Source organism: Pseudarthrobacter sp. O4 (assembly GCF_050157025.1).
In the GTDB taxonomy this organism is placed as follows: Bacteria; Actinomycetota; Actinomycetes; order Actinomycetales; family Micrococcaceae; genus Arthrobacter.
Genome location: NZ_CP189591.1, coordinates 3,235,712 through 3,261,687, shown reverse-complemented (window position 1 = coordinate 3,261,687; position 25,976 = coordinate 3,235,712). Strand labels below are relative to the sequence as shown.

Here is a 25,976-nt window from a genome sequence, read left to right as displayed (position 1 = left end):
GGGCCTAACGTCCCGGCGGACCGGGCGCCCCGCCCAGCCACCGCCGGGAACGCGTGCCGCCGTAACAAAATGAACTTTATTCATTTAGTCCTTGCCTTCCGATGCCATCCACGTCAGTATGAAATGAACGTCATTCATTTAGTGACGCCCATCTCACTGGAGTAGCCAAATGATCGAAATCACCTGCCTGAATTCACCGCCTTCGCTGGCCCGGACCGAGCCGTCAACACGCCCGGCCCTCCGCGTCGGGGTGGTCCAGCACCGCTGGCACCCGGACATGGCCGCCCTCCGCGCCGAACTCGACGAGGGAATTGAGCGCGCAGCCCGGCTGGGAGCCACCGTCGTCTTCCTCCCGGAGCTCACGCTCTCCCGCTATCCAGCCGCTACGCTTCCCGAAAACGACATCTCGCGGTCCGGAGCGGTGCGTCCGCGCCCCTCGGACACAGCAGAAGATCTGTTGACCGGGCCCACGTTCCGTTTCGCTGCCGAGGCTGCCCGCCGCCACGGGATCTGCATCCATGCCTCGCTGTACCAGCGTGCTGACAACCCGGACGGCTCGGACGACGGCCTTGGACTGAATACGGCGATTCTGGTGTCCCCGGCAGGCGATCTGCTGGCCCGCACCCACAAGCTGCACATCCCGGTTACGGCCGGGTACTACGAGGACAAGTTCTTCCGCCAGGGTCCCTCCTCCGACGACGCTTACGAGGTCCATGCCCCGGCCGAACTCGGCGGGGCACGGTTGGGCATGCCCACCTGCTGGGACGAGTGGTTCCCGGAACTCGCCCGCCTGTACTCCCTCGGCGGCGCCGAAATCCTGGTCTACCCCACGGCCATCGGTTCGGAGCCGGACCATCCGGACTTTGACACCCAGCCGCTCTGGCAGCAAGTCATTGTCGGCAACGGCATCGCCAACGGCCTCTTTATGGTCGCCCCCAACCGCTGGGGCAACGAGGGGACACTGAACTTCTACGGCTCGTCCTTCATCTCGGACCCTTATGGCCGGGTCCTCGTCCAGGCCCCGCGGGATGAGTCCGCCGTCCTCGTCGCCGACCTGGACCTGGACCAGCGGCGGGACTGGCTGACGCTTTTTCCGTTCCTGGCCACCCGCCGCCCGGACACCTACGCCCGGCTCACGCATCCCGTGCGCCGGGAAGCGCCGCTCGGCGGCGAGGCACCCGTGTACCTCGAGGTGACAGCATGAGCGCCTGGCACATGCCCGCCGAGACCGCGCCGCAGGAGCGGATCTGGATGGCTTTCCCCACCGGCGGCTACACCCTCGGTGAGTCAGCCGAAGAAGCCCACGCCGCCCGGTCCGCCTGGGCCGCCGTCGCCAACGCCGTCGTCGACTTCGAGCCGGTCACGGTCGTCGTCAACCCGTGCGACGTCGATATCGCCGGACGTTACCTCCGGCCCGGCGTCGAGGTGCTCACCGCGGAACTCAACGACGCCTGGATGCGCGACATCGGCCCCAGCTTCGTGCTGGACGGCAACGGAAACCTCGGCGCTGTGGACTGGGTCTTCAACGGCTGGGGAGCCCAGGAGTGGGCATCGTGGGATAAGGACTCCAAGATCGCCGCGGAGGTGGCCGGCCGCTCCCAGGCGACCCATATTCCTTCCGCCCTCGTCAACGAGGGCGGCGGCATCCAGGTCGACGGAGAAGGCACCGTGCTGATCACCGAAACCGTCCAGCTGGACCCCGGGCGCAACCCCGGGCTGCGCAAAGCGGACGTCGAAGCCGAACTGGCCCGGACCATCGGCGCCACCCACGCCATCTGGCTCCCCCGCGGCCTGACCAGGGACTCGGAAAAATTCGGCACCCGCGGACACGTGGACATCGTGGCCGCCATTCCGTCCCCGGGCACGCTGCTGGTCCATTCGCAGCAGAACCCGGAGCACCCGGATTTCGAGGTCAGCCGGGACATCATCAGCTTCCTGTCCACCACGCGGGACGCCGCCGGCCGGGAGTGGAACATCATCGAAGTCCCCGCGCCCCTGGCCCTCTCCGATGAGGAGGGGTTCGTTGACTACAGCTACATCAATCACCTGGTGGTCAACGGGGGCGTCATAGCCTGCACCTTCTCGGATCCCAACGACGAGAAGGCGCTCCGCATCCTGGCAGACGCCTACCCCGGCCGGCGGGTTGTGGGCATCGACGCCCGCGAGCTCTTCGCCCGGGGGGGCGGTATCCACTGCATCACCCAACAGCAACCTGCTGCCTCCTAGAAAGGGCCGGACATGACTCAAACCAGCCGCCAGACCCCCACGCCTGACCGCGCAGCCGTCACCGACGCCGCCGGTTCAGCCCACGGCATCACCGGAAAAGGCCTGAAAGGCGGACAGCTTGGCCTGCTCGCCGTCGTGGTCCTGGGGATCTCGACGATCGCCCCCGCTTACACCCTCACGAGCGCCCTCGGCCCGACCGTCAGCGAAGCCGGGCTGCAGCTGCCGGTGATCTTCCTGATCGGCTTCATCCCGATGATCCTCGTTTCCCTCGCCTACCGGGAACTCAACGCCGACTCCCCGGACAGCGGCACCACGTTCACCTGGGTCACAAAGGCATTCGGCCCCTGGGTGGGCTGGATGGGCGGCTGGGGGCTGCTCGCGGCAAACATCATCGTGCTATCCAACCTGGCCGGTGTGGCGGTGGATTTCTTCTACCTTTTCCTGGCGCAGCTGACCGGTGCTCCGGAGCTGGCCGATCTCGCAGCCAACAAACCCCTGAACGTCCTCACCTGCTTCGTGTTCGTCGCCTTGGCCGTCTGGATCAGTTACCGCGGCCTGCACACCACTAAGTTGGTCCAGTACGGGCTGGTCGGCTTTCAGCTGCTGGTCCTGGGGTTGTTTGTCGTCATGGCCTTCGCCAACTGGTCCACCTCGGAAACGGCCATCCCGTTCAGCTGGGAATGGTTCGACGTCACCAAGATTCAGACCTTCGGCCAGATCGCGGCCGGTATCTCCCTGTCCATCTTCGTGTACTGGGGCTGGGATGTCTGCCTGACGGTCAATGAAGAAACCTCCAACGGCAAAAAGACCGCAGGCATCGCCGGAACCCTGACCGCCGTCGTGGTCCTGGGGATCTATCTCGTCGTCACCATCGCCACCATGATGTTCGCCGGGATCGGAGACGCCGGGATCGGCCTGACCAACGCCGACAACCAGGCGAACATCTTCACGGCCCTGGCGTCCCCCATCATGGGGCCGTTCGCCATCCTGATGTCACTCGCGGTGCTCTCGAGCTCGGCGGCCTCGCTGCAGTCAACCTTCACGTCGCCCTCGCGCAGCCTCCTGGCGATGGCCCACTACGGCGCGCTGCCCAAGCCGTTCAACCACGTCAGCAAGCGCTTTTCCACCCCCGGATTCGCCACCGTGGCAGCCGGAGTGGTCTCTGCAGGCTTCTACGCCGTGATGCACGTGATCAGCGAAAACGTCCTCAATGACACCATTCTGGCGCTCGGCCTGATGATTTGTTTCTACTACGGGCTGACGGCCTTCGCGTGCGTCTGGTATTTCCGCGAAAGTGTCTTCAGCAGCGCCCGCCACTTCTTTCTGCGGCTGCTGTGCCCGTTGCTGGGCGGGGCCGGCTTGTTCGTGGTGTTCCTGCAGACCGCTGTGGACAGCTGGGCGCCAGAGTTTGGCAGCGGATCGGAGTTCCTCGGTGTGGGACTGGTCTTTGTGCTGGGCATCGGCGTCCTAGCGCTTGGAGGGGTGTTCATGATCCTCATGGCGCGGCTCCGGCCGGCCTTCTTCCGCGGCGAGACCATCCGGCAGGACACACCGGCACTGGTGGTCCCGGAATAGCCTGCCGCCTCCGAGAGCCCATGTTCGGCCTTGCCCCGGGAATCCGGGGCAAGGCCGTTCGGCGTTAAACGCCGTGCGGCATGCCCTGGCTTCAGGCGTGTGCGTGCGCCGCCGCCTCAGGTGCTTGCAGATGGTGCTCCAGTTCCTCCAGCGTCGGGGGGTTCGCTCCGGGCCGGCGTACCGTGATCGCTGCTGCCATAGAGGCTGTCCGGCCCAGCCGATCCAGGACCTCGGGGCCGAGTCCCTCGCCGGCGCGTGTAAGCAGCCCCAGAATCAGCGCCGCCATGTAGGAGTCGCCGGCTCCGATGGTGTCCGCGACCTGGGATTTCACCGACGGGACGCTCAGCTCTGCTGCGGCGGTGGCCAGGAGCGACCCTTCCGGGCCCTGGGTGATGACGGCCAGATCGGCGCCCAGGCGAAGGATATGCCTGGCGGTGTCTTCAAGGGTCTTCCCGGGGTAGAGCCACAGGGCGTCCTCGTCACTGAGTTTGACGACGTCCGTGAGTGGGACGAGGTCCTCGAAGATGCCTTGGGCTTGCGCATGGCTGCCGAGCAGGGCGGGCCTGATGTTGGGGTCGTAGGTGACCAGGCAGGAGCGGTGGGATTGTTCCAGAAGTGATTTGACGGTGCCGGCTCCCGGCGCGAGGAAGGTGGCGATTGACCCGGTGTGGAGCACCCGAGGGAGGTGGGCGGGGGCGACGGGAGGCAGTTTCCAGTCAATGTCGAATTCGTAGCTGGCGGAGCCGTCCGCAGCGAGGGTCGCCGTGGCTGACGCAGTGCGGGCCAGGGAATGGGAACCCGGCAAAAGCACCACTCCCCCGGCGCGCAGGTGTGCCTCGATCTCGCCGCCGCGTTCGTCGTCGCCAATGGCTGTCAGCAGTCCGGTGCTCACGCCGAGCCGTCCGAGGCCGTAGGCGACGTTGGCCGGTGATCCGCCGGGGTGTTCACTGGTGCCGTCGGCCGAGGTGACGATGTCGATGAGGGCTTCGCCTACGACGATGGCGTCGAAGATGTTCCGTGCGGAACTCGCGGGCTCGGTGTTTTTCATTTTCTGTCTTTCTTGGGGTTCTGGGGTTTCGCCGTTCCAAGCCGCAGATGGGTCCGCCCGCGGACCGGTTGACAGGTCCGCGGACGAAGAGGGTGGGGGCGATGCAATCAAACAGGTGCAGCCGGCCTCTAGGCCGTGGCGGCGCCTGTCATGATGGCGACGGCGTCGGTCATAGTGTGGGACTGCGGAGTGATGGTGGCCGCGCACTTGCCCAGACGCTGGATGTGGATCCTGTCCGCCACGTCGAAGACGTGGGGCATGTTGTGGCTGATCAGGATCACGGGCAGGCCGCGGTCCCTGAGGTCGCGGACCAGCTGCAGAACCTGGTTGGATTCGCGGACCCCCAGGGCCGCGGTGGGTTCGTCGAGCACCACCACTTTTGATCCGAAGGCTGCGGCGCGTGCAACGGCGACGGCCTGGCGCTGGCCCCCGGACAGGTTCTCCACCGGCACGGTGACGTCCTGCAGGGTGGAAATGCCCAGACGTGCCAGTTCTTCCTTGGCCTTTTTCCGCATGCCCTTGGTGTCGAGGATGCGGAAGAGCTTGCCGAGCGGACCCGGCAGCCGTTCTTCCCGGCCCAGGAACAGGTTGGATGCGACATCGAGGGCCGGTGATACGGCCAGGTTCTGGTAAACGGTTTCGATCCCGTGGATGCGGGCATCCTGGGGTCGCTTGAAGTGGACGGGTTGCCCGGAGACGGTCAGCTCTCCGGAGTCCGGGATTTCCGCGCCCGTGAGGCATTTGATCAGGGTGGACTTTCCTGCCCCGTTGTCACCGATGATGGCAAGCACTTCGCCCGGGTAGAGGTCCAGGCTGACGCCGTCCAGGCCGACGACGCGCCCGAAGGTCTTGACGAGGTTCCGTGCCTGCAGGATCGGCTGCCGTGTTCCGGGCGTGGCGGAGGAGATGTCTGTGGCGGTCATGACTTGACCTTTCGGATCCACTGGTCGATGGACACAGCGAGAATGATGAGAACGCCCACTGCGAGGGTCTGGTACAAGATGTCCAGGCCGGCGAGGGAGAGACCGTTGCGGAACACGCCGACGATCAGCGCGCCGAGCAGGGTGCCCCAGACGGAGCCGCGGCCGCCAAAGAGGCTGGTGCCGCCAATCACGACGGCGGTGATGGAGTCCAGGTTCAGGTCCATCCCGGCGTTGGGGCTGGCGGCGTTGGTGCGCCCGATCTGGATCCAGGCGCCGACGGCCAGGACGGCTCCGGCGGCCAGATACACGCTCATCAGGACCTTGTTGACCGCGATTCCGGCGAGGCGGGCTGCTTCCTTGTCGTCGCCGACGGCGTAGACGTGGCGTCCCCAGGCGGTCTTGCCCAGGATGAACGCGACCGCGATGTAGACGAGCAGCATCAGTACGACGCCGATGGAGATCCGGACCGGGCCGACGGGGAACGTGCTTCCGGTCCAGGTGAGCAGCCCCGGCATGCTCGAGCCGCGGACAGTGGCGCCGTTGGAGTACAGGAGCGTCAGGGCGATGAAGATGTTCAGTGTGCCGAGCGTGACGATGAACGGGGGAAGCCTGAGCCGGGTGACGAGGAATCCGTTCAGTGCCCCTGCAGCGAGGCCGACAACAAGCCCTGCCAGCAGTGCGAGCGGGGCGGGGACGCCGTTGCTCACGGCGAGCTGTGCGACCACCATGGAGGACAGAATCATCACGGCGCCAACGGAAAGGTCGATCCCGGCGGTGAGGATGATGAGGGTCTGGGCGATGGCCAGGGTTCCGACGACGGCGACCTGCTGGGTGATCAGTGAGAGGTTTTCGACGCGCAGGAATCTGTCGTTGAGCAGTCCGAACACGATCACGGCGACCAGCAGGACGATGGCCGGGCTGACCGCCGGGTAGCGGTGGAGGACGTTGCGGATGCGGCTGAGGGGCGTCTGGCGGTCGAGGAATTCCTCGGCCAGATCCGGATGCCGGGTACCGGGCGGACCGGCCATTTGTTGCTGGGTCACGATTGCTCCTGAACTTCCATGTTCGGTTGCTTTTTGCGTTTGCTAAGGGGAGGGTGCCGGGGCGGGCGTGCCACGCGCCGCCCCGGCGCCAGTAGGCGGTGCGGGTTACTTGCCCCAGCAGATCTTCGATGCATCCGCGGTGCCGATGCTCTTGACGCCGCTGGCGGCCTTGTCCGTGACGAGCTCGACGCCGGTGTTGTAGAAGTCCAGGCCTTCGGAGTTGGCCGGCTTCTTGCCTGTCTTCGCGAGTTCGACGATAGCCTTCACTCCCAGCTCGGCCATCTTGACCGGGTACTGCTGCGCGGTTGCGCCGATGATGCCGGACTTGACGCTGTTGACGCCGGCGCAGCCGCCGTCAACAGAGACGACCAGGACATCTTTTTCCTTGCCGGCGGACTTCAGGGCCTCGAAGGCCCCTGCCGCTGCGGGTTCGTTGATCGTGTAAACGACGTTCACGGCCGGGTTCTTGGAGAGCAGCGTCTCCATGGCCGTGCGGCCGCCGTCTTCGGCACCCTGCGTGGCCTGGCTGCCGACGATCTCGTAGTCGCCGCCCTTGCCGCCGGTGTACTTTCCGGTCTTGGCCTCGTCGCCGTTCTTCTTCTTGTCTGCCGTGTCGATGCCCAGGCCTGTCAGGAATCCCTGGTCACGGTTGTAGTCGACGGATACGACCTTGTCATCGAAGAGGTCAAGCAGGGCGATGGTGGCTTTCTTCCCGTCCAGCTGTGCCGCGGTCCACTTCCCGATCAGTTCGCCGGCGGCGAAGTTATCCGTGGCGAAGGTGATGTCCGCGGCGTCGGCCGGGTCCGGAGGGGTGTCCAGCGCGATGACAAACAGCCCGGCATCCTTGGCCTTCTTCAACGCGTCAACAACGGAGGGGCCATTGGGGGTGATCAGGATGCCCTTGTCGCCCTTGGAGATGGCGTTCTCGATCGCCTGGATCTGGGTGTCCTCGTCGCCATCGGCCTTGCCGGCGGCCAGCTTCAGATCCACTCCGTCCGCTTCCGCGGCCTTCTTGGCACCGTCCTGCATCGACACGAAGAACGGATTCGTGGTGGTCTTGACGATCAGCGAAACACCGACCTTCTCCGCGGCGACAGCGGTTCCGGTCGCGGCCGGGGCGGAAGTTCCGCCGCAGGCAGTCAGGCCCAGCCCGGCAAGGGTCAGGACCGCGCCGGCGGCGAGGAGACGAGTAGCCTTGGACCGGGGGGTTTTGGAACTCAACATTGAATCTCCTGTTTTCGGGTGGCACACTCTGTGCCTGACAACGATGTCAGGTAGCATGTAATCAGGATCACACAGCCGAGTCAAGCAGTGGATCAGGCTAAGGAGAAGTTCTTTGACAACGATGTCGAATCGTTACCGGGCCGAACCCGCTAACAACCGCCCCACCATGCGCGACGTGGCCGCACTGGCCGGGGTAGGGACCAAGACCGTTTCCCGGGTAATGAACGACGAGGCGGGCGTCACAGAGGCCACCCGGCTCCGCGTCCTGAAGGCGACCGAGCAGTTGAACTACCAACTGGACATAGCGGCAGGCAGCCTGAGGCGCACCGGACGCAGGACGCTGTCCATCGGCCTGCTGCTGCCCAGCGTGGCCAACCCCTTCAGCGGGGAAATCCACCGGGCCATTGAAGACGCACTGGCCGCCCGCGGGATAGCGGTGTTCGCGGCCAGCCTCGATGACGATCCCGAGCGGGAGAAGACCCTCGTTGCTGCGTTTCTTCGACGCCGCGTCGACGGCCTGGTCCTGACGCCCATCGCCAAGAGCCAGGCCTACGTCATTCCGGAGCATTCGAGGGATCTGCCCATGGTTTTCATCGACCGTGAACCTGTGGGCATCGAAGCGGACGCCGTCGTCACTGACAACGCCGCCGGCGCGGCCAGGGCGGCCGCGCATCTGATCAGCCACGGCCACCGGAAACTCGCCTACCTTGGCGACCGTACCGATATCCAGACAGCCCGGGAACGCCGGAGGGGATTCACGGAAGAACTCGGCCGGGCAGGCATCGCCATCTCCACCATTCCCGTCCTCGAGGGCCTGCACGATGAGGAATCGGCCTGCCGCGCGGCGCACGCGCTGCTCGGCTCCGATGATCCCCCCACGGCGATCTTTTCCAGCCAGAACCTCGTCACCTTCGGTGCCATGCGCGCGCTGAAAGATCTAGGGCTGAGCAAGCGCACGGCGCTGGTCGGCTTCGACGACTTCTCCCTGGCCGACATGATGGATCCAGGCATCACCGTGATCGCCCAGCACCCGGAGCGCATCGGCAAACTTGCTGCCGAGCGGCTGCTGGCCAGGATCGACGGCGACCACGTCCCGCCCCGGACCTACGTTGTCCCCACCGAACTGATACCCCGGGGCTCCGGCGAGCTCCGGCCGCCAAACTGAAGCCGCCACCCGGCTGCGGACAAACCCTACAGATCAAGGACACACCATGACCAGAACGTTGTACGCGGAATTCACCGTCAAATCAGGCAGCGAAGCCAGAGTCGCCGACATGATGCGCGAGCTTACCGAAAACGTCCGCAGCGAACCCGGCAATGTCCTGTTCCTGCCGTGCACGCGCGAGACGGATCCGCGGAAGTATTTTGTCTTCGAGGTCTACCGGGACGAGGCGGCGTTCCAGGAGCACATCGGCGCTGAGTACGGCCGTACGTTCAACGCAGAACTTGCCCGCCACATCGAAGGCGACGGCTCGGACCTGACCTGGCTCCTGCCGGTGGACTGAGACCGGCCGCGCGCAGGCCGCCGCGGCCTCTTACGCCTGCTACGGCGGCCACTTCACCCAGACAACCCGAGGCTGCTACTTGGAGGCGCTTCCCACGTTCTTTCGACGACAGCTCCGGGGACGGCGCAGGCGCTATCCGCTGACCGCGCCTGTCCGCGCGTCAAAGACCAGCCGACCGCCGCGGAAATCCGATGCCCGGCCAATGGGAACCGAGTGAAACCACCAAGATATGTTTTGGAACAACTCCACGTGCTAGATTCACGCTGTCTGCATTTCTGCGGGCTCTAGCGCAGCCCGTTCCGGGCGCGGCAATTTGGGGGATATTTTTATGCTGCTATTCGATCGCGTCCGGGCTCTATCGATTCGATTGTTCCTCGTTGTGGTCCTGATGCTTTCCCTGGCGCCGCTTGCCCCCGCATCTGCGGCGGCGGACACGACGACGGCGGTACGTGAAGTGTCCGTTGCGCCGTTGAAGCCGGCCCCGGCGCCGACGATCACCGGAACCGCCAAAGTCGGCTACACCCTGACCGCAGTCCCGGGCGCCTGGGGTCCGGTGCCCGTCACCCTGAAGTATCAATGGAAGGCCAACGGCGTCGTCGTCATTGGCGCGACCGCCGCCACCTTCAAACCGGCCGCGGCCCAGACGGGCAAGGCCCTCACCGTCACCGTCACCGGAACCAAGACCGGCTACACCACCACCGAGAAGACCTCGACCGCCACCGCCGCCACCGCCGCCGGCTCGCTCGGGCCGGTTCCCGTGCCGACGATCGCCGGCAAAACGACGGTCGGCTACACCCTGACCGCAGTCCCGGGCTCCTGGGGACCGGCACCCGTCACCCTGAAGTATCAGTGGAAGGCCAACGGCGTCGTCATCGCCGGCGCGACCGCCGCCACCTACAAACTAGCCACTGCCCAGGCTGGCAAGACCCTCACCGTCACCGTCACGGGAACCAAGACCGGCTACACCAGCACCGCGAAGACTTCGGCCGGAACAGCAGCAGTCACGCCCGCAGGACCCGGCGTCGATGTGTCTTGGCCCCAATGCGGCAAACCCCTCCCCAAGGGCCAGAGCTTCGCGATCATCGGGGTGAACAACGGCCTGGCGAACAACACCAACCCGTGCCTGGCCACACAGCTGTCCTGGGCCGCCACATCCACAGGCGGGACAGGCCAGCCTCTCGTGGCGTTGTACGTCAATACCGGAAACCCAGGCACCGCCGGGTCCTGGTGGCCCACCAGCAACGCGTACGGCGGGAAGACCGTGGCCAACCCGTACGGCAACTGCACCAAGGGCTCGGTCGGCACGGCCTGCTCCTATATGTACGGCTACGCCAAGGCCTATGACGACGCCAACATCCGCGGGATTAAGAACCCGGCCTCCTACATCTGGTGGCTGGACGTCGAGACCGAAAACTCCTGGTCAACGAACAAGGCCGCCAACAGGGCAGACCTGGAGGGCATGGCCGCCTACTTTGCCAGCATCGGCGCCAAAACAGGGCTCTACTCGACCGGCTACCAGTGGGCACAGATCGTCGGCGCGGTGCCCACGACCAGCAACCTTTACGCCCAGCGAAGCTGGCTCGCCGGCGCGAGCTCGCTGTCAAACGCCAGCAGCATGTGTTCGGCAGCGCCGCTGACAGGCGGCGGGAAAGTCACCATGACCCAGTACATCTCGGGCGGGTTCGACTACAACAAGTCCTGCATCTGAGTTCCAGGCTCCCGGCCCGCGGCGGACCATTTCCGGGCACGAAAAAACCCTCCTTCCGGCAAGATTGCCGGGAGGAGGGGTTCGTAGGGCCCCCTGTCGGATTCGAACCGACGACCCCCGCTTTACAAGAGCGGTGCTCTGGCCAACTGAGCTAAGGAGGCATTCCTTCGTGCCGAGCGGAACCGTGCCGCTTTGAGGGGCCGGCGCCTTGGCGCTAGATAAGGTTAGCCCACGGACCCCCGGTGGTAAAAACCAGGGCAATGCCGCTGCCTGAAACCAAACAGTCGGCCCGTACCCGGACGAATCCGGGAACGGGCCGACTGTTGTTGCCGTCAGGTGCTGCTGTTACTTCTTGGCGTCGATTGCTGCCGTCAGGAACTCCTCGAACGGGGTCTGGGCGCTGTCGCCCTTGCCCCACTGCTTGCCTTCGACGAAGACGCTGGGCGTGCCCGTGACACCGATGGCCGAGGCTTCCTGGGTGGAGTACTTGACGTACGGGCGGTAGGTCTTGTCGTCCACGCACTTGTCGATGCTCTTGGCTCCGACGTCGGCAGCCATCTTCTTCAGCTCCGAATCGGACAGGCCCGGGCCGCCTTCGGCGGGCTGCTTTTCGAAGAGCGCGTTGACGAAGTCCGCGTATTTCTCCGGGGACTCGTTCACGACGCAGGCGGCAGCGTTGGCCGCACGCGAGGAGTAGTTGGTGGTGGACCGGGTGTCCAGGAAGCCCAGCGAGCGGTATTCCACCGTGATTTTTCCTTCATTGCGCAGCTTGGTCAGGGACTCGTTGTACTGCGCTTCGAAGCTCTTGCACACGGGGCAGATGAAGTCGACGTAGAGGACCACCTTGACCGGTTTGCCCGCCTCAGACTCGGCGCCGGGCGCGGTGACCACTGCCGGCGGAGTGGCCGGCGCGGAGGGAACATCGGCGAGCTTGACTGTGGCCGGATCCGCTTTGGCAACCTCGGTATTCGCCAGCAGGGTGACGCCACCGTGGATGTTGCCGTTGGCCGGGGTGGGGCCCTCATCCGCGACCGGGGCGTTGTTCTTGATGCTGGAGGTGACCACCAGCGCCACGATGGCGAGAATGACAACGACGGCGGCAACAATGCCCCAGCCGATCAGCAGCTTGTTCCGCTTTTCCTTCTTCAGCTGCGCCTCGCGGATTTCACGGGCTTTCTCGCGGGCCGCGGCAGTTCGCTCTGCTTTGGACTGACGGGGTTCGTTTGCGGGGCTCATTGGTTCCTCGGGTCGATCGGCCTGGAATGGTCCACTGGGTGGCAACTTCATCATTTTAGGGGAGAAACCCGAGAGCTTGCGCTTTCAGGTTTCCTTCACGCCTCCCAACGGACGAATAGCCCGGAAGATTCCGTACGGATAGGGTGGGTGAGAGCCACGAGCGACCCCAGGGGGCAGCAATGCAAGCAACGGACCGCGCCGACGGCAAGAAAATGACAGCCGCGGCGGGCGGGACATCCGAAGGCAACGCAAGCAAGGGTGCCGCCGAGTCTGATGTCCAGTACAGCTTCATGGTGGTCTCCAACCGCCTGCCCGTTGACCGCTGTTCCGAGGACGAGCCCGGCTGCCAGGACGGCTGGCGCCGCTCCCCAGGCGGCCTCGTGACCGCGCTGGCACCGATGATGACCAGGACCGACGGCGCCTGGGTGGGCTGGCACGGTGCACCGGACGAGACAGTGAAGCCGTTCAGCCACGGAGGCATCGACCTGGTACCCGTCCAGTTGAGCACCGGGGACATCGAGCACTTCTATGAGGGCTTCTCGAACGCCACGCTCTGGCCGCTGTATCACGATGTGATCGCCCCGCCGGCGTTCCACCGGACCTGGTGGGACTCGTACCGGAGGGTAAACAAGAGGTTCGCCGACGCCGTCGTCCAGCACGCGGAGCACGGCGCCACCGTCTGGGTGCAGGACTACCAGCTCCAGCTCGTCCCCAAGATGCTCCGGGAGGCGAGGCCGGACCTGAAGATCGGTTTCTTCAACCACATCCCCTTCCCGCCGCCGGAGATTTTCGCGCAGCTGCCGTGGCGTCGGGCGATTATCGATGGCCTGCTGGGCGCGGACCTTGTGGGCTTCCAGCGCAGCAGCGACGCCGCAAACTTCATGCGCTCCGCCCGCCGCTTCCTCGGCGCCAGCGTCAAGCAGCAGCAGGTCCACGTCAGGGGCGCGGACGGAAAGACCACCCATATTGCCCGTGCCCAGGCGTTCCCCATCTCCATCGACGTCCAGCAGATCATCGAGCTGGCACGCAAGCCCGAGATCATCGAGCGCGCACGCCAGATCCGCCGGGATCTCGGCAACCCCAAGACCATCCTGCTCGGCGTCGACCGCCTCGACTACACCAAGGGCATCCAGCACCGGCTCAAGGCCTACGAGGAACTCCTGGCGGACGGCAAGGTCACGGTGGAGGACGCCAGCCTGATCCAGGTGGCCAGCCCCAGCCGGGAACGCGTGGAGCAGTACCGCCTGCTCCGCGAGGAGATCGAGGGCACCGTGGGCCACATCAACGGCACCTACGACACCCTGCAGAACACGGCAGTGCGCTACCTGCACCACAGCTACCCCATCGAGGAAATGGTCTCCCTGTACCTCGCGGCGGACGTCATGCTGGTCACCGCCCTGCGCGACGGCATGAACCTCGTGGCCAAGGAATACGTCACGGCACGCACCAACAACGACGGCGCACTGGTGCTCAGTGAGTTTGCCGGCGCCGCGGACCAGCTCAAGCAGGCGCTGCTGATGAACCCGCACGACATCGACGGCCTCAAGGACACCATCATGAAGGCCGTGAACATGCAGCCGGCCGAGGCCGGGCGCCGGATGAGGGCGATGCGCAAGCAGATCCTGGACCACGACGTCGACCTATGGTCTTCCGACTTCCTCAGCGCTCTCAGAGAGAAGGTAATCCGCGATGACTCCTGAGACCACGGGCAAAACGCCGCTCTCGCTCTCCCCCGGACTGCTCGAGGCCGTGCGCCGCGTCGCGGCCACGGACCACCTCCTGGTCGCCATGGACTTCGACGGCACCATGGCCCCCCTCGTGGACCATGCCGCGGACTCCCGGGCGCTCCCCCGCTCCGCGGCGGCCTTCGCCGCGCTGACCGAACTCCCGCGGACGTCGACGGCGCTCATCTCGGGACGGGCGCTGGACAGCCTGCGGGCAGTCGCCTCCCCTCCGGAGAAGACCCTGCTGATCGGCAGCCACGGGGCGGAAGTCTGGATGGGTCCGGGTTCCTCCCAGCTCGTGCTCGACGACGCCCAACGCGAGTTGCTCGCCGAGGTCCGCCGGGTTCTCGCGGAAATCGTGGAGGAGGCTCCGGGCACTCTGTTGGAGGACAAGCCGGCCGGCGTCGTGCTGCACACGAGGCTTGCCGCCGACGACGTCGCGGAGGACGCCGTGGCGGCAGCCCGCGCCGTCCTCCAGGACCGGCCCGGCGTCTTCCTGAAAGCCGGCAACCGCGTGCTGGAAACCTCCGTGGTCCATGCCTCCAAGGGCGAGGGGATCGCGTTCCTGCGGCAGGCGACCGGCGCTTCGGCGGTCGTCTTCGCCGGCGACGACACCACTGACGAGGACGCCCTGGGCCGTCTGGTCCAGGGGGACCTTGGCGTGAAGGTCGGCCTGGATTTCACCCAGGCGCAGTTCCGCGTCGGGGCCCCGGTTCATATCGCCGAACTGCTGGAGGCGCTCCTGCGGGAACGCAAGCCGGTGGCCGGCCCCGACGTCACGTAAGCGGGATCACGTGTGACATTCGTAACTTTTTAGCCCTATTGCTAAAAGTCTGACATACTCTGTTTGTGATGTGGCGCACAAATACCGTGCGGCGTCATTGGATACTCCTCGGCTTCGGCCGGGGAGTATGCGCACGTTCGATGCTTACAACTGAATTAACAACTGCATAAAAAGACCATTCACTACGGATCGTCCGGCACGTACCTGCCGGTGAAGGGATTGATAACTGTGGCTACAGTTACTTTTGACAACGCAACACGTCTGTACCCGGGCACGGATAAGCCCGCTGTTGACAAGCTCAACATTGAAATCGCCGATGGCGAATTCCTGGTCCTGGTTGGACCCTCCGGCTGTGGAAAGTCGACCTCCCTGCGCATGCTTGCAGGTCTTGAGGACGTCAACGCCGGCCGAATCCTCATTGGCGACCGCGACGTCACGGATGTGCCGCCGAAGGACCGCGACATCGCCATGGTCTTCCAGAACTACGCCCTGTACCCGCACATGACGGTGGCAGACAACATGGGCTTCGCCCTGAAGATCGCTGGCGTCAGCAAAGAAGAGCGCGCCGAGCGTGTCCGTGAAGCTGCCAAGCTTCTGGACCTCGAGCCGTACCTGGATCGCAAGCCGAAGGCGCTCTCCGGCGGCCAGCGCCAGCGTGTTGCCATGGGCCGCGCCATCGTGCGTAACCCGCAGGTCTTCCTCATGGATGAGCCGCTGTCCAACCTTGATGCCAAGCTCCGCGTGCAGACCCGTACGCAGATCGCGTCGCTGACCCGCCGTCTGGGCGTCACCACGGTCTATGTGACCCATGACCAGGTCGAGGCCATGACAATGGGTGACCGCGTCGCCGTGCTGAAGGACGGTCTGCTGATGCAGGTCGACACCCCGCGCAACCTGTACGACAAGCCGAAGAACGTATTTGTCGCCGGCTTCATCGGCTCGCCTGCCATGAACCTGCTGGAGCTCCCGGTCGTCGACGGCGGCGTGCAGTTTGGCGGCACCGTCTACCCGGTTCCCCAGGACGTGCTGCAGGCGACCAAGGGCAACACCGTCACCCTCGGCTCCCGCCCCGAGGACCTCGAGACCGCGCCGCAGGGTGAAGGCCTCCAGGTCGAGGTCGACGTCGTCGAAGAGCTCGGCGCCGACGCCTACGTCTACGGCCACACCACCCTGGACGGCCAGAGCCACGACATCGTGGCCCGCGTCGACGGCCGCCGCCCCCCGCTGAAGGGTGAGTCCATCTGGGTCCGCCCGCAGTCAGGCCACGTGCACCTGTTCGACACCCAGACGGGTCTGCGCCTGGGCGACTAGTCCCCAGGTAGCACTGCACGTCCGGCGGCGGTCCTCCCCAACTGGAGGGCCGCCGTCGCCCTTTAACGGCACGGCTTGACCGTGGAACATTAACCGCATCCCCGGCCCGATCGTTAGGGCGCTTGCCCTTAGTACGGAAGAATTGGATTCATGACCGAGGAAAACCCCATCAGCGAGGAAAACAGTGCCCAGTGGCACGACGAGCCCACCGACTACGGTCAGATCGGCAAACTGCCCCGGTTCCAGGCCGCCAGCGCCAACGATGCCAAGGCCTCCGTGGCCTCCAGCTCACTGAGCATCACGGCCGCTGCCACCGATCCCGAACTGCTGGACCTGCCATGGCACATCCCCCTTGAGGACTGGCCGGCCGAGAACCTCGCCGCCCTCCCCCGCGGCATCTCCCGCCACATCGTGCGCTTCGCCCACCTCGGCGGTTCGGTCATAGCCATCAAGGAGACCTCGGAGCACATCGCGCGCCACGAGTACCACATGCTCCGGAAACTGGCCCGGCTGGACGTCCCGTGCGTGGAGCCGGTCGCCGTCATCACCGGACGCACCACGCCAGAGGGCCGGCCGCTGAACCCCGTGCTGGTGACGCGGCACCTGAAGTTCTCCATGCCGTACCGTGCGCTCTTTTCCCAGATGCTGCGCAAGGACACCCTGACGCGCCTGATCGACGCCCAGGCGCTCCTGCTGGTCCGGCTGCACCTGATCGGCTTCTACTGGGGCGACGTCTCGCTCTCCAATACGCTGTTCCGCCGCGACGCCGGAGCGTTCGCCGCCTATCTCGTGGACGCCGAGACGGGCGAACTCTACCCGGACCTCTCCACCGGACAGCGCGAGTACGATCTGGAAATCGCCCGGGTGAACATCGCCGGCGAGCTCATGGACCTCCTCGAGGGCGGCCTGATCGAGGAGAAGGTGGACCCGGTGGCCACCAGCGAACTGATCATGGACAGCTACCGCCGCCTGTGGACGGAGCTGACCGAGAAGGAATCCTTCGAAATCGGCGAACGCTGGCGCGTGGCCGCCCGCATCCGGAAGCTCAACGAGCTGGGGTTCGACGTCGAGGAATACGCGATCAAGACCACCCAGAACGGCTCCACGATCCAACTCCAGCCGAAGGTGGTGGACGCCGGGCACCACCAGCGCCGGCTGCTGCGCCTGACCGGCCTGGACGCCCAGGAGAACCAGGCCCGCCGGCTCCTGAACGACATGGACTCCTTCCGGGCGGACAACAACCCGGGCATGGACGAGGAATACAGCGCGCACCTCTGGGTCAGTCAGATCTTCGAGCCGATCGTCCGTTCCATTCCCCGCGATCTGTCCGGGAAGCTCGAGCCGGCGGAGGCCGTGCACGAAATCCTGGAACACCGCTGGTACATGTCCGAAAAGGAGAACCGGCACATCCCGCTGGCCGAAGCCGTGCAGTCCTACATCGACTCCGAGCTGCGCCACCGCCGCGACGAGGCTGCCATCATGCTCAACCCGGACACTGAACTGCTGAAAATCCTCGAGGTCGAAACCGAGGAATCGCGCTACGGCGCCGACGAATCCGTCGAGGAGTACCCGGACTCCGACGACTGATCCCCGCCTGACGCCGGCCGTCCTGGCCCGGTCGGGTTAAATCGCCTTGCCGGGGTTCAGGATGCCGGCCGGGTCGAACAGTTCCTTGATCCGGCGCTGCAGTTCACGAACGGGCTCCTTCTGCTCGAGTCCGAGCCAGCGCAGCTTGTACTGGCCGATCCCGTGCTCCCCCGTGATGGTGCCGCCCATTGCCAGCGCCACGGCGACGGACTTGTCCAGCGCCGCGCCCAGGCGCGCCATGGCGTCGGCGTCGACGGCGTTGTCCACGCGGTCCACCCAGAAGGTGGGGTGCAGGTTCCCGTCGCCGGCGTGCGCCACGACCTTGAGCTGGACCCCGTGCGCCACGGCCATGGCCTCCAGCTCGGCGACGTAGTCCACCAGCCGGGACCGGGGCACGGCGACGTCCTCGCCCACCCGGTATTCGTCGTCGACCTCCACGCCCCGGCTGTTGCGGCGCATCTCCACGAGCTGCTCGGCCTCGGCATTGGCCTCCAGGGTGACCACGGCCCCGCCCGCTACCAGCAGCGGCCGGATGGCTGCCGCCTCGGCCGCGGCGCCGAAACCGTCGGTCTGGATCAGCAGCAGGGACGCACCCCGCGCGGACAGGTCCGAGCCATGGGCGTCGTCGAGCTGGGCGAGCGAGCCGCCGTCGAGCAGTTCCATGATGGCCGGCTGCACCCTGGCCTTGCCGACCGCGAGGACGCCCGCCGCAGCGCTGCGGAAGTCCGGGTAGAACGCAGCGATGGTGTGCACTTCACGCGGAAGGTACTTGAGCCGGACCGTGATGCCGACGACGATCCCCAGCGTCCCCTCGGAGCCTACGAAGAGCCCGGTGAGGTCGTAGCCGGCGACGCCTTTGAAGGTCTGGTGGCCCGTGTGGATCAGGGAGCCGTCCGCCATCACGACGTCGAGCGCCAGGACCGAGTCCCGCGTCACCCCGTACTTCGCGCAGCGCAGCCCGCCGGCGTTGGTGGCCACGTTGCCGCCGATGGTGGACATCTTGTAACTGGCCGGGTCCGGGGCAAACATCAGGCCGTGCGCGGCGGCGGCGGCGTTGAGGTCCGCGTTGATGACGCCGGGTTCAACGGCGGCGGTCTCGTCGTCCGGGTTGAGGTCCAGGATGCGGTTCATCCGCTCGAGGCTCAGCACCACGCAGCCCTGGCTGGCGTGGGCGCCGCCGGAGACGCCCGTGCCCGCTCCGCGCGCGACCACCGGGACCCCGCGTGCGGCACAGGCCCGGACGGTGGCCTGGACGTCTGCCACGGATTCGGCGAGGACCACCGCCTGTGGCAGCTGGTAGTCCAGCACCGGGGCCTGGTCCACGGCGTATGCGGCCAGGGTGGCAGCATCCACCAGGATCTTCATCGGGCCCAGGGCAGAGGTGAGCTCGTCGATGATGCTCATGTGGTCTCCAGTTCTTCGAATCCAGCTTTCAGTCTAAGGCGCGAAGCCGGGCGCCCCGGGTTGTGGCCAGGTGCCGGGCGTAGGGCCCGGTGCTTAAAGCTGGCTACGTGGGCGATGGTCTGCAGCTGCTGCGCCATCAGGCGGGCCGTCTTGCTGGCGAGATGCGCTTCCCCCGGTATCGGCTCGCTCATGCGCGCGGACGAAGCAAGGGTGCGTGCGCTGCGGGCCCAAGGCGCCAGCTCCGGCCTATCATGGGGATCACGGAACGGAAGGTAAGCGGGGCCGCTTAGCATGACCAACGAACGCGAACGCAATGAAGCGCCGACGGGAAACGTTGCGCTCGTGACCGGTGCGAGCCGAGGGGTCGGCCGGGGCATCGCAATTGCCCTTCTGGCAGCGGGGTTTCGAGTGTACGGCTCGGGCCGCTCGATCGACCAGGCGGACCTGCCGCGGGCGATACGGCGCCTGCGCTGCGACCATCTCAAAGACGAAGAGACGGCGCGCGTGTTTGAAGCGATCCGCTCCGAGTGCGGCGGCCTCGATCTCCTCGTCAATTGCGCCTGGGGCGGCTACGAGAAGATGGTCGAAGACGGCGCGTTCACGTGGCCTGCGCCGTTTTGGGATCAACCGCCGCATCGCTGGACCGGCATGATGGACGCCGGCGTGCGCGCGGCATTTGTGTGTTCGGCGCACGCGGCGCGCATGATGACGCCGCGGCACCGCGGCTTGATCATCAACATCAGCTTCTGGTCGGCGCAGCGTCACCTCGGCAACACGATCTACGGCATCGCAAAAGCGGCGACGGACAAGATGACGTCCGACATGGCCGTAGAGCTGAAACCGTTCGCTATTCCGGTAATCTCGCTCTACCCCGGTCTGGTTCGAACCGAGTCGGTCCTGGCAGCGGCGAAAAGTGGCACGTTCGATCTCTCGACCAGCGAAAGCCCTGAGTTCATCGGCCGCGTGATCAGCGCGCTGTTCCACGATCCGAACCTAATGGCGCGGACCGGCCAGGTGCTTATCGCCGCCGCAGTTGCGAAGGAGTTCGGCGTACTGGACATCGACGGAAGTTCGCCGCCGGCGCTGACACTTGCGGACATCTAGAGAAGGAGCACGGCATGGGACTCATCCATATCGACCTGTTCACCACGCTCGACGGCGTCGCGCAGGCGCCCGGCGGGCCGGACGAGGACGCTGACGGCGGTTTCGCGTTTGGCGGCTGGCAGGCGCCTCTCCTCGACGAGGTCGTCGGCGAGCAGGTCGACGCCGGGATGGCGGGGATGGACGCGCTGCTGCTTGGGCGCCGGACCTACGACATTTTCGCCGCGTACTGGCCGCACGCGGACGGGGGCATCGCGCGGCTGTTCAACCGCCTCCCGAAATACGTGGCCTCGCGCCAGACGCCGACCCTCGAGTGGGCCGGCTCCACACTGCTCGGTCCTGATGTCGTCGCCGCCGTGCGCGAACTGCGCGACCGGCACGCGAACATCCACGTCATCGGCAGTCTCAACTTCGTGCAGAGCCTGTTCGCCGAACGGCTCTTCGATCGGTTCACGCTCTGGGTGTATCCGATCCTCCTCGGCGGTGGAAAGAAGGTCTTCGCCGACGGGGTGGTTCCGACGAACCTCAGACTCATCGAGCCGGTCGTCGCCTCACCGAAGGGTGCGGTGCTGCAGCGCTACGCGCTCGCCGATGGCACGCCTGGCGTCGGCGATATGTCGGCCGGCGACCAGGAGGGCTAGGGCGTTGAGGCACACTATCGTCCCCTAGAATTCAAGCAGCCGACTCAAACCATTGCCGTCTTCGACTGACCAGCGCCACTCGTTTTGATCCTGCTGCCTGCCCGACGGGCATTATGGTCCAGGCCGCTAACCCTGATAACTCCGATACGCTGCCCGGCCACGTTGCCTTCGAAGGCGAGAGTGTCAGCTCGTCAGTCATCGGCACCGCCCATGAACCGCACGAACTGCCGCAGGACGCCGGGCCAGCCGGCCAGGTAGTCCGCCCGGGTGGCAGCCGGGTCCTCCGCACCTTCCCAGCCGGTGTGCACCAGGCGGAGCTCCGTACCGCCTTCGACAGCCCGGAATGCCACGCGCAGCTCCGTAGACCACACGGCGGAACTTCCCGGATGCCAGCTCGCGTGGAAGGACAGCGGCGGCTGCCAGTCGTCAATCGATCCCCAGATCGCCGTCCTGCCGTCCTCCGCAGTCTCCAGAATCAGGTTCTCTTCGAACTCCACATACGACCCCGCGCCGTAGACACCGTGGTCTTCGAGTGGCCACCAGAGGTGCGTATGCTCGGTGAAACCCACGAAGGCGCGGGCGACGGCACCAGGCACCACCACCGTGAAAACGACGGGCTCCAGACTCTGGGTTGCCTCCGGCTCCGGAGTATCAGACGGGTCGGCAGGAGCGTGGCTGAAGAGGTTATCCATGGGCATTTACTCTACCCGTGCCCGAACACGCGCTCCTCCACATTCCGGCCCCTCCCACGCGACGCTCCCGAAGGAGCGGCGGGGGCGCCGGCGGCAGGCGAGGTAGGGTCCGGATGAAAGCTGCTGGAGCGTGGTGTGGTTGGGGGTTAAATGCGGGAGAGCCTCCAGAGAAGTGTCTGGAGGCTCTCGACCGTGTTTAATGGTTGTCCGGCGGTGACCTACTCTCCCACACCCTCCCGGGTGCAGTACCATCGGCGCTGTGGGTCTTAGCTTCCGGGTTCGGAATGGGACCGGGCGTTTCCCCCACGCTATGACCGCCGTAACCCTTGCTCCCGACCCTCCATGCCTGGGCGTGGGGGTGGGAAATCTGTGGTTACAACATGCTGACTGCGATGGATCGCAGTTGTGGTGTTGTTATTCAGTTGAAGGTTCCTGGGACAACATGCCGTGTGAACGGGTTTGTTGTCTGGGAACCACATAGTGGACGCAAGCAGTCTTGTTTCTTTGTACCCTCCCCATGGTGTGAACGTCTTTTGAATCCGTTCACGAAGAGAGTGTGTGGTGTAAGTTATCGGCCTATTAGTACCGGTCAGCTTCACGAGTCGTTAGTCCTCGCTTCCACATCCGGCCTATCAACCCAGTGGTCTGGCTGGGGGCCTCTCACACACAAGGTGTATGGAAATCTCATCTCGAAGCGAGCTTCCCGCTTAGATGCTTTCAGCGGTTATCCCATCCGAACGTAGCTAATCAGCGGTGCACTTGGCAGTACAACTGACACACCAGAGGTTCGTCCGTCCCGGTCCTCTCGTACTAAGGACAGCCCTTCTCAAATTTCCTGCGCGCGCAGCGGATAGGGACCGAACTGTCTCACGACGTTCTAAACCCAGCTCGCGTACCGCTTTAATGGGCGAACAGCCCAACCCTTGGGACCTACTCCAGCCCCAGGATGCGACGAGCCGACATCGAGGTGCCAAACCATGCCGTCGATATGGACTCTTGGGCAAGATCAGCCTGTTATCCCCGAGGTACCTTTTATCCGTTGAGCGACGGCCATTCCACAATGTACCGCCGGATCACTAGTCCCGACTTTCGTCCCTGCTCGAGATGTCTCTCTCACAGTCAAGCTCCCTTGTGCACTTACACTCGACACCTGATTGCCAACCAGGCTGAGGGAACCTTTGGGCGCCTCCGTTACTTTTTAGGAGGCAACCGCCCCAGTTAAACTACCCATCAGGCACTGTCCCTGACCCGGATTACGGGCCGAAGTTAGATGTCCAAAGTGACCAGAGTGGTATTTCAACGATGACTCCACCCGGACTGGCGTCCGGGCTTCAACGTCTCCCACCTATCCTACACAAGCCACTCCGAACACCAATACCAAACTATAGTAAAGGTCTCGGGGTCTTTCCGTCCTGCTGCGCGTAACGAGCATCTTTACTCGTACTGCAATTTCGCCGAGTTTATGGTTGAGACAGCGGGGAAGTCGTTACTCCATTCGTGCAGGTCGGAACTTACCCGACAAGGAATTTCGCTACCTTAGGATGGTTATAGTTACCACCGCCGTTTACTGGGGCTTGAATTCTCAGCTTCGCCTTGCGGCTAACCGGTCCTCTTAACCTTCCAGCACCGGGCAGGAGTCAGTCCGTATACATCGTCTTGCGACTTCGCACGGACCTGTGTTTTTAGTAAACAGTCGCTTCCCCCTGGTCTCTGCGGCCCCTGCACGCTCCGGACAGCTAGTGTCCATCACGATGGGGGCCCCCCTTCTCCCGAAGTTACGGGGGCATTTTGCCGAGTTCCTTAACCATAATTCTCTCGATCGCCTTAGTATTCTCTACCTGATCACCTGTGTCGGTTTGGGGTACGGGCGGCTGGAACCTCGCGTCGATGCTTTTCTCGGCAGCATAGGATCACCGAATCCCCCCGTGAGGGGGTCCCATCAGATCTCAGGCATCATGAACGGCGGATTTGCCTACCGTTCGCCCTACCTCCTTAGACCGGGACAACCATCGCCCGGCTCGGCTACCTTCCTGCGTCACACCTGTTAATACGCTTGCCTCCCGGGATCAGGTCCCGCGCTCCACCAAAACCCTCCCGCCCCGAAGGGCGGTCAGGCAGGTTTCGGGCGGTTAGTGTCCCCCGTTCAGCATGGGCGGTTCTTCACCGGTACGGGAATATCAACCCGTTGTCCATCGACTACGCCTGTCGGCCTCGCCTTAGGTCCCGACTTACCCAGGGCAGATTAGCTTGACCCTGGAACCCTTGATCATTCGGCGGACGGGTTTCTCACCCGTCTTTCGCTACTCATGCCTGCATTCTCACTCGTGTAGGCTCCACCGCTGGTTTACACCGCGACTTCACTGCCCACACGACGCTCCCCTACCACTCCAGACGCCTGAACCAACCCCACAAAGGAGGCGGCTTGGCTATCATCTGAAATCCACAACTTCGGCGGTGTACTTGAGCCCCGCTACATTGTCGGCGCGGAATCACTTGACCAGTGAGCTATTACGCACTCTTTTAAGGATGGCTGCTTCTAAGCCAACCTCCTGGTTGTCTTCGCAACTCCACATCCTTTCCCACTTAGCACACGCTTAGGGGCCTTAGTTGGTGGTCTGGGCTGTTTCCCTCTCGACTATGAAGCTTATCCCCCACAGTCTCACTGCTGCGCTCTCACTTACCGGCATTCGGAGTTTGGCTGACGTCAGTAACCTTGTAGGGCCCATTAGCCATCCAGTAGCTCTACCTCCGGTAAGAAACACGCAACGCTGCACCTAAATGCATTTCGGGGAGAACCAGCTATCACGAAGTTTGATTGGCCTTTCACCCCTACCCACAGCTCATCCCCTCCATTTTCAACTGAAGTGGGTTCGGTCCTCCACGACGTCTTACCGTCGCTTCAACCTGGCCATGGGTAGATCACTTCGCTTCGGGTCTAGATCACGCCACTGCAACGCCCTGTTCAGACTCGCTTTCGCTACGGCTTCCCCACACGGGTTAACCTCGCGACGTAACACTAACTCGCAGGCTCATTCTTCAAAAGGCACGCCGTCACAACTACACAGCAAGCTGCGGTTGCTCCGACGGATTGTAAGCACACGGTTTCAGGTACTGTTTCACTCCCCTCCCGGGGTACTTTTCACCTTTCCCTCACGGTACTGGTCCGCTATCGGTCATTAGGGAGTATTTAGGCTTATCAGGTGGTCCTGACAGATTCACACGGGATTTCTCGGGCCCCGTGCTACTTGGGATACTTCACCAGGCGGTACACAACATTTCGGTTACGGGGCTCACACCCTCTCTGGCCGGCCTTTCAAGACCGTTCACCTATGCCTGTACTACTCACCCCACTGTCCCGGCAGAGACAGAACGGGAAGTCCCACAACCCCGACCATGCAACGCCCGCCGGCTATCACACATGGAACGGTTTAGCCTGATCCGCGTTCGCTCGCCACTACTGACGGAATCACTATTGTTTTCTCTTCCTGCGGGTACTGAGATGTTTCACTTCCCCGCGTTCCCCCCACACACCCTATGTGTTCAGATGCGGGTCACCGGGCAGCTCGCGCCCCCGGCGGGGTTTCCCCATTCGGACACCCTGGGATCACAGTCCGGTTATCGACTCCCCCAGGCTTATCGCAGATTCCTACGTCCTTCTTCGGCTCCTAATGCCAAGGCATCCACCGTGTGCTCTTAAAAACTTGACCACAAAAGATCAAAAAACTAATTCACGAGAGAACCACAGAAACCACACCGCACACCGGCCACACCCCGAAGGGCACCACCAGACCACGGCACAGATCCAGGTTCATATTCTTGGAAATTGCTTCTTATAAAAGATGCTCGCGTCCACTATGTAGTTCTCAAACAACAACCCCGTACCACACACCCCACACGAACCCCCGCAAAAGGGGCACAACCGTATGATCGGTGCAGCCAGGAAACCAGAAACAAACAAAACCCACACCACAACCAAGCCTCCCCGTAAGGAAACCCGGCCGTGCCATGGTCCTGTTGCCTCAGGACCCAACAGTGTGCCAAACACTAAACCGCATGCAACCCGCCCCCGCACCGTTCCAGGAACCCCTCAAGAGAGGATCCGTACTGGGTAAGGAGAAGAACACGCGGCCGCTATCTGCTGATATTCCACCCGTGAGCACCCGCCGCAGAACTAGCGTCTGCGCAACGGGCGTACTCCTGACAAACCCCACACCCCGCATACACGGAGGCGGAACGTTTGTAGG

Annotated in this window: 19 protein-coding genes, 1 tRNA gene and 2 rRNA genes; 12 read left to right on the top strand and 10 right to left on the bottom strand. The window is 64.3% G+C overall.

Going from position 1 to position 25,976, the window contains the following annotated elements:
- Window positions 1–169 precede the first annotated feature (169 nt).
- The 3 genes from ACQCSU_RS15185 to ACQCSU_RS15175 are packed head-to-tail and all read left to right on the top strand — an operon-like array spanning window position 170 to window position 3,801.
- Entirely contained in the window at window positions 170–1,204 is a 1,035-nt protein-coding gene (locus tag ACQCSU_RS15185) for a nitrilase-related carbon-nitrogen hydrolase (protein ID WP_426976102.1), read from the top strand.
- Window positions 1,201–2,226: an agmatine deiminase family protein gene (locus ACQCSU_RS15180; RefSeq protein WP_426976101.1), complete on the top strand. Its 1,026-nt coding sequence runs from the start codon at window positions 1,201–1,203 to the stop codon at window positions 2,224–2,226. Before ACQCSU_RS15185 ends, ACQCSU_RS15180 begins: the two co-directional genes overlap by 4 nt.
- A gap of 12 nt (window positions 2,227–2,238) precedes the next feature.
- On the top strand, window positions 2,239–3,801 hold the full coding sequence (locus tag ACQCSU_RS15175; RefSeq protein ID WP_426976100.1) for an APC family permease: 1,563 nt from the start codon (window positions 2,239–2,241) through the stop codon (window positions 3,799–3,801).
- A 91-nt stretch (window positions 3,802–3,892) separates the two neighbouring features.
- Here ACQCSU_RS15175 and ACQCSU_RS15170 read toward each other — a convergent pair whose 3' ends face one another.
- The 4 genes from ACQCSU_RS15170 to ACQCSU_RS15155 form a co-directional block, all read right to left on the bottom strand.
- Window positions 3,893–4,849 carry a carbohydrate kinase family protein gene (locus ACQCSU_RS15170; protein ID WP_426976099.1) on the bottom strand — a complete coding sequence of 319 codons (957 nt, stop codon included), beginning with the start codon at window positions 4,847–4,849 and terminating at the stop codon, window positions 3,893–3,895.
- 128 nt (window positions 4,850–4,977) lie between these two features.
- A complete protein-coding gene (locus ACQCSU_RS15165) occupies window positions 4,978–5,772 on the bottom strand; it encodes an ATP-binding cassette domain-containing protein (RefSeq protein WP_426976098.1) in 795 nt (264 codons plus the stop codon).
- A complete protein-coding gene (locus ACQCSU_RS15160; RefSeq protein ID WP_426976097.1) occupies window positions 5,769–6,815 on the bottom strand; it encodes an ABC transporter permease in 1,047 nt (348 codons plus the stop codon). Before ACQCSU_RS15160 ends, ACQCSU_RS15165 begins: the two co-directional genes overlap by 4 nt.
- Window positions 6,816–6,920: 105 nt before the next feature.
- A complete protein-coding gene (locus ACQCSU_RS15155; RefSeq protein WP_426976096.1) occupies window positions 6,921–8,039 on the bottom strand; it encodes a substrate-binding domain-containing protein in 1,119 nt (372 codons plus the stop codon).
- Between the two features lie 166 nt (window positions 8,040–8,205).
- Between ACQCSU_RS15155 and ACQCSU_RS15150 the strand changes: the two genes are divergently transcribed.
- The 3 genes from ACQCSU_RS15150 (at window position 8,206) to ACQCSU_RS15140 (ending at window position 11,252) form a co-directional block, all read left to right on the top strand.
- The gene (locus ACQCSU_RS15150; protein ID WP_426979807.1) at window positions 8,206–9,204 is read left to right on the top strand and encodes a LacI family DNA-binding transcriptional regulator; all 999 of its coding nucleotides are present in this window, start codon (window positions 8,206–8,208) and stop codon (window positions 9,202–9,204) included.
- A 46-nt stretch (window positions 9,205–9,250) separates the two neighbouring features.
- Window positions 9,251–9,544, top strand: a complete 294-nt coding sequence (locus ACQCSU_RS15145) for a putative quinol monooxygenase (RefSeq protein ID WP_426976095.1) — start codon at window positions 9,251–9,253, stop codon at window positions 9,542–9,544.
- Between the two features lie 328 nt (window positions 9,545–9,872).
- A complete protein-coding gene (locus tag ACQCSU_RS15140) occupies window positions 9,873–11,252 on the top strand; it encodes a hypothetical protein (RefSeq protein WP_426976094.1) in 1,380 nt (459 codons plus the stop codon).
- Window positions 11,253–11,339: 87 nt separating this feature from the next.
- Here the strand turns inward: ACQCSU_RS15140 and ACQCSU_RS15135 are convergent.
- A tRNA-Thr gene (locus tag ACQCSU_RS15135) sits at window positions 11,340–11,413 on the bottom strand.
- A 184-nt stretch (window positions 11,414–11,597) separates the two neighbouring features.
- The gene (locus ACQCSU_RS15130; RefSeq protein WP_426976093.1) at window positions 11,598–12,488 is read right to left on the bottom strand and encodes a DsbA family protein; all 891 of its coding nucleotides are present in this window, start codon (window positions 12,486–12,488) and stop codon (window positions 11,598–11,600) included.
- A 179-nt stretch (window positions 12,489–12,667) separates the two neighbouring features.
- Between ACQCSU_RS15130 and ACQCSU_RS15125 the strand changes: the two genes are divergently transcribed.
- From ACQCSU_RS15125 to ACQCSU_RS15110, 4 genes are all read left to right on the top strand, one after another.
- Window positions 12,668–14,188 (top strand): alpha,alpha-trehalose-phosphate synthase (UDP-forming), encoded by a 1,521-nt coding sequence (locus ACQCSU_RS15125; protein WP_426976092.1) that lies wholly within the window; start codon window positions 12,668–12,670, stop codon window positions 14,186–14,188.
- Complete coding sequence (gene otsB / locus ACQCSU_RS15120) at window positions 14,178–14,996, top strand: trehalose-phosphatase (RefSeq protein WP_426976091.1); 819 nt, start codon at window positions 14,178–14,180, stop codon at window positions 14,994–14,996. Before ACQCSU_RS15125 ends, otsB begins: the two co-directional genes overlap by 11 nt.
- A 228-nt stretch (window positions 14,997–15,224) precedes the next feature.
- On the top strand, window positions 15,225–16,307 hold the full coding sequence (locus ACQCSU_RS15115; RefSeq protein WP_426976090.1) for an ABC transporter ATP-binding protein: 1,083 nt from the start codon (window positions 15,225–15,227) through the stop codon (window positions 16,305–16,307).
- Window positions 16,308–16,475: 168 nt separating this feature from the next.
- Window positions 16,476–17,894: a DUF4032 domain-containing protein gene (locus ACQCSU_RS15110; protein WP_426979806.1), complete on the top strand. Its 1,419-nt coding sequence runs from the start codon at window positions 16,476–16,478 to the stop codon at window positions 17,892–17,894.
- A gap of 36 nt (window positions 17,895–17,930) precedes the next feature.
- On the opposite strand, the gene ACQCSU_RS15105 is transcribed toward ACQCSU_RS15110, so the two are convergent.
- Window positions 17,931–19,298 carry an FAD-binding oxidoreductase gene (locus ACQCSU_RS15105; RefSeq protein WP_426976089.1) on the bottom strand — a complete coding sequence of 456 codons (1,368 nt, stop codon included), beginning with the start codon at window positions 19,296–19,298 and terminating at the stop codon, window positions 17,931–17,933.
- Window positions 19,299–19,589: 291 nt separating this feature from the next.
- Between ACQCSU_RS15105 and ACQCSU_RS15100 the strand changes: the two genes are divergently transcribed.
- Together ACQCSU_RS15100 and ACQCSU_RS15095 are read left to right on the top strand one after the other, a co-directional pair.
- Window positions 19,590–20,402 carry an SDR family NAD(P)-dependent oxidoreductase gene (locus ACQCSU_RS15100; protein ID WP_426976088.1) on the top strand — a complete coding sequence of 271 codons (813 nt, stop codon included), beginning with the start codon at window positions 19,590–19,592 and terminating at the stop codon, window positions 20,400–20,402.
- A gap of 14 nt (window positions 20,403–20,416) precedes the next feature.
- Complete coding sequence (locus tag ACQCSU_RS15095; RefSeq protein WP_426976087.1) at window positions 20,417–21,040, top strand: dihydrofolate reductase family protein; 624 nt, start codon at window positions 20,417–20,419, stop codon at window positions 21,038–21,040.
- Window positions 21,041–21,231: 191 nt separating this feature from the next.
- On the opposite strand, the gene ACQCSU_RS15090 is transcribed toward ACQCSU_RS15095, so the two are convergent.
- From ACQCSU_RS15090 to ACQCSU_RS15080, 3 genes are all read right to left on the bottom strand, one after another.
- Window positions 21,232–21,732, bottom strand: a complete 501-nt coding sequence (locus tag ACQCSU_RS15090) for an SRPBCC domain-containing protein (protein ID WP_426976086.1) — start codon at window positions 21,730–21,732, stop codon at window positions 21,232–21,234.
- 205 nt (window positions 21,733–21,937) lie between these two features.
- Window positions 21,938–22,054, bottom strand: a 5S ribosomal RNA gene (gene rrf / locus ACQCSU_RS15085).
- Between the two features lie 236 nt (window positions 22,055–22,290).
- A 23S ribosomal RNA gene (locus tag ACQCSU_RS15080) occupies window positions 22,291–25,439 on the bottom strand.
- Window positions 25,440–25,976 lie beyond the last annotated feature (537 nt).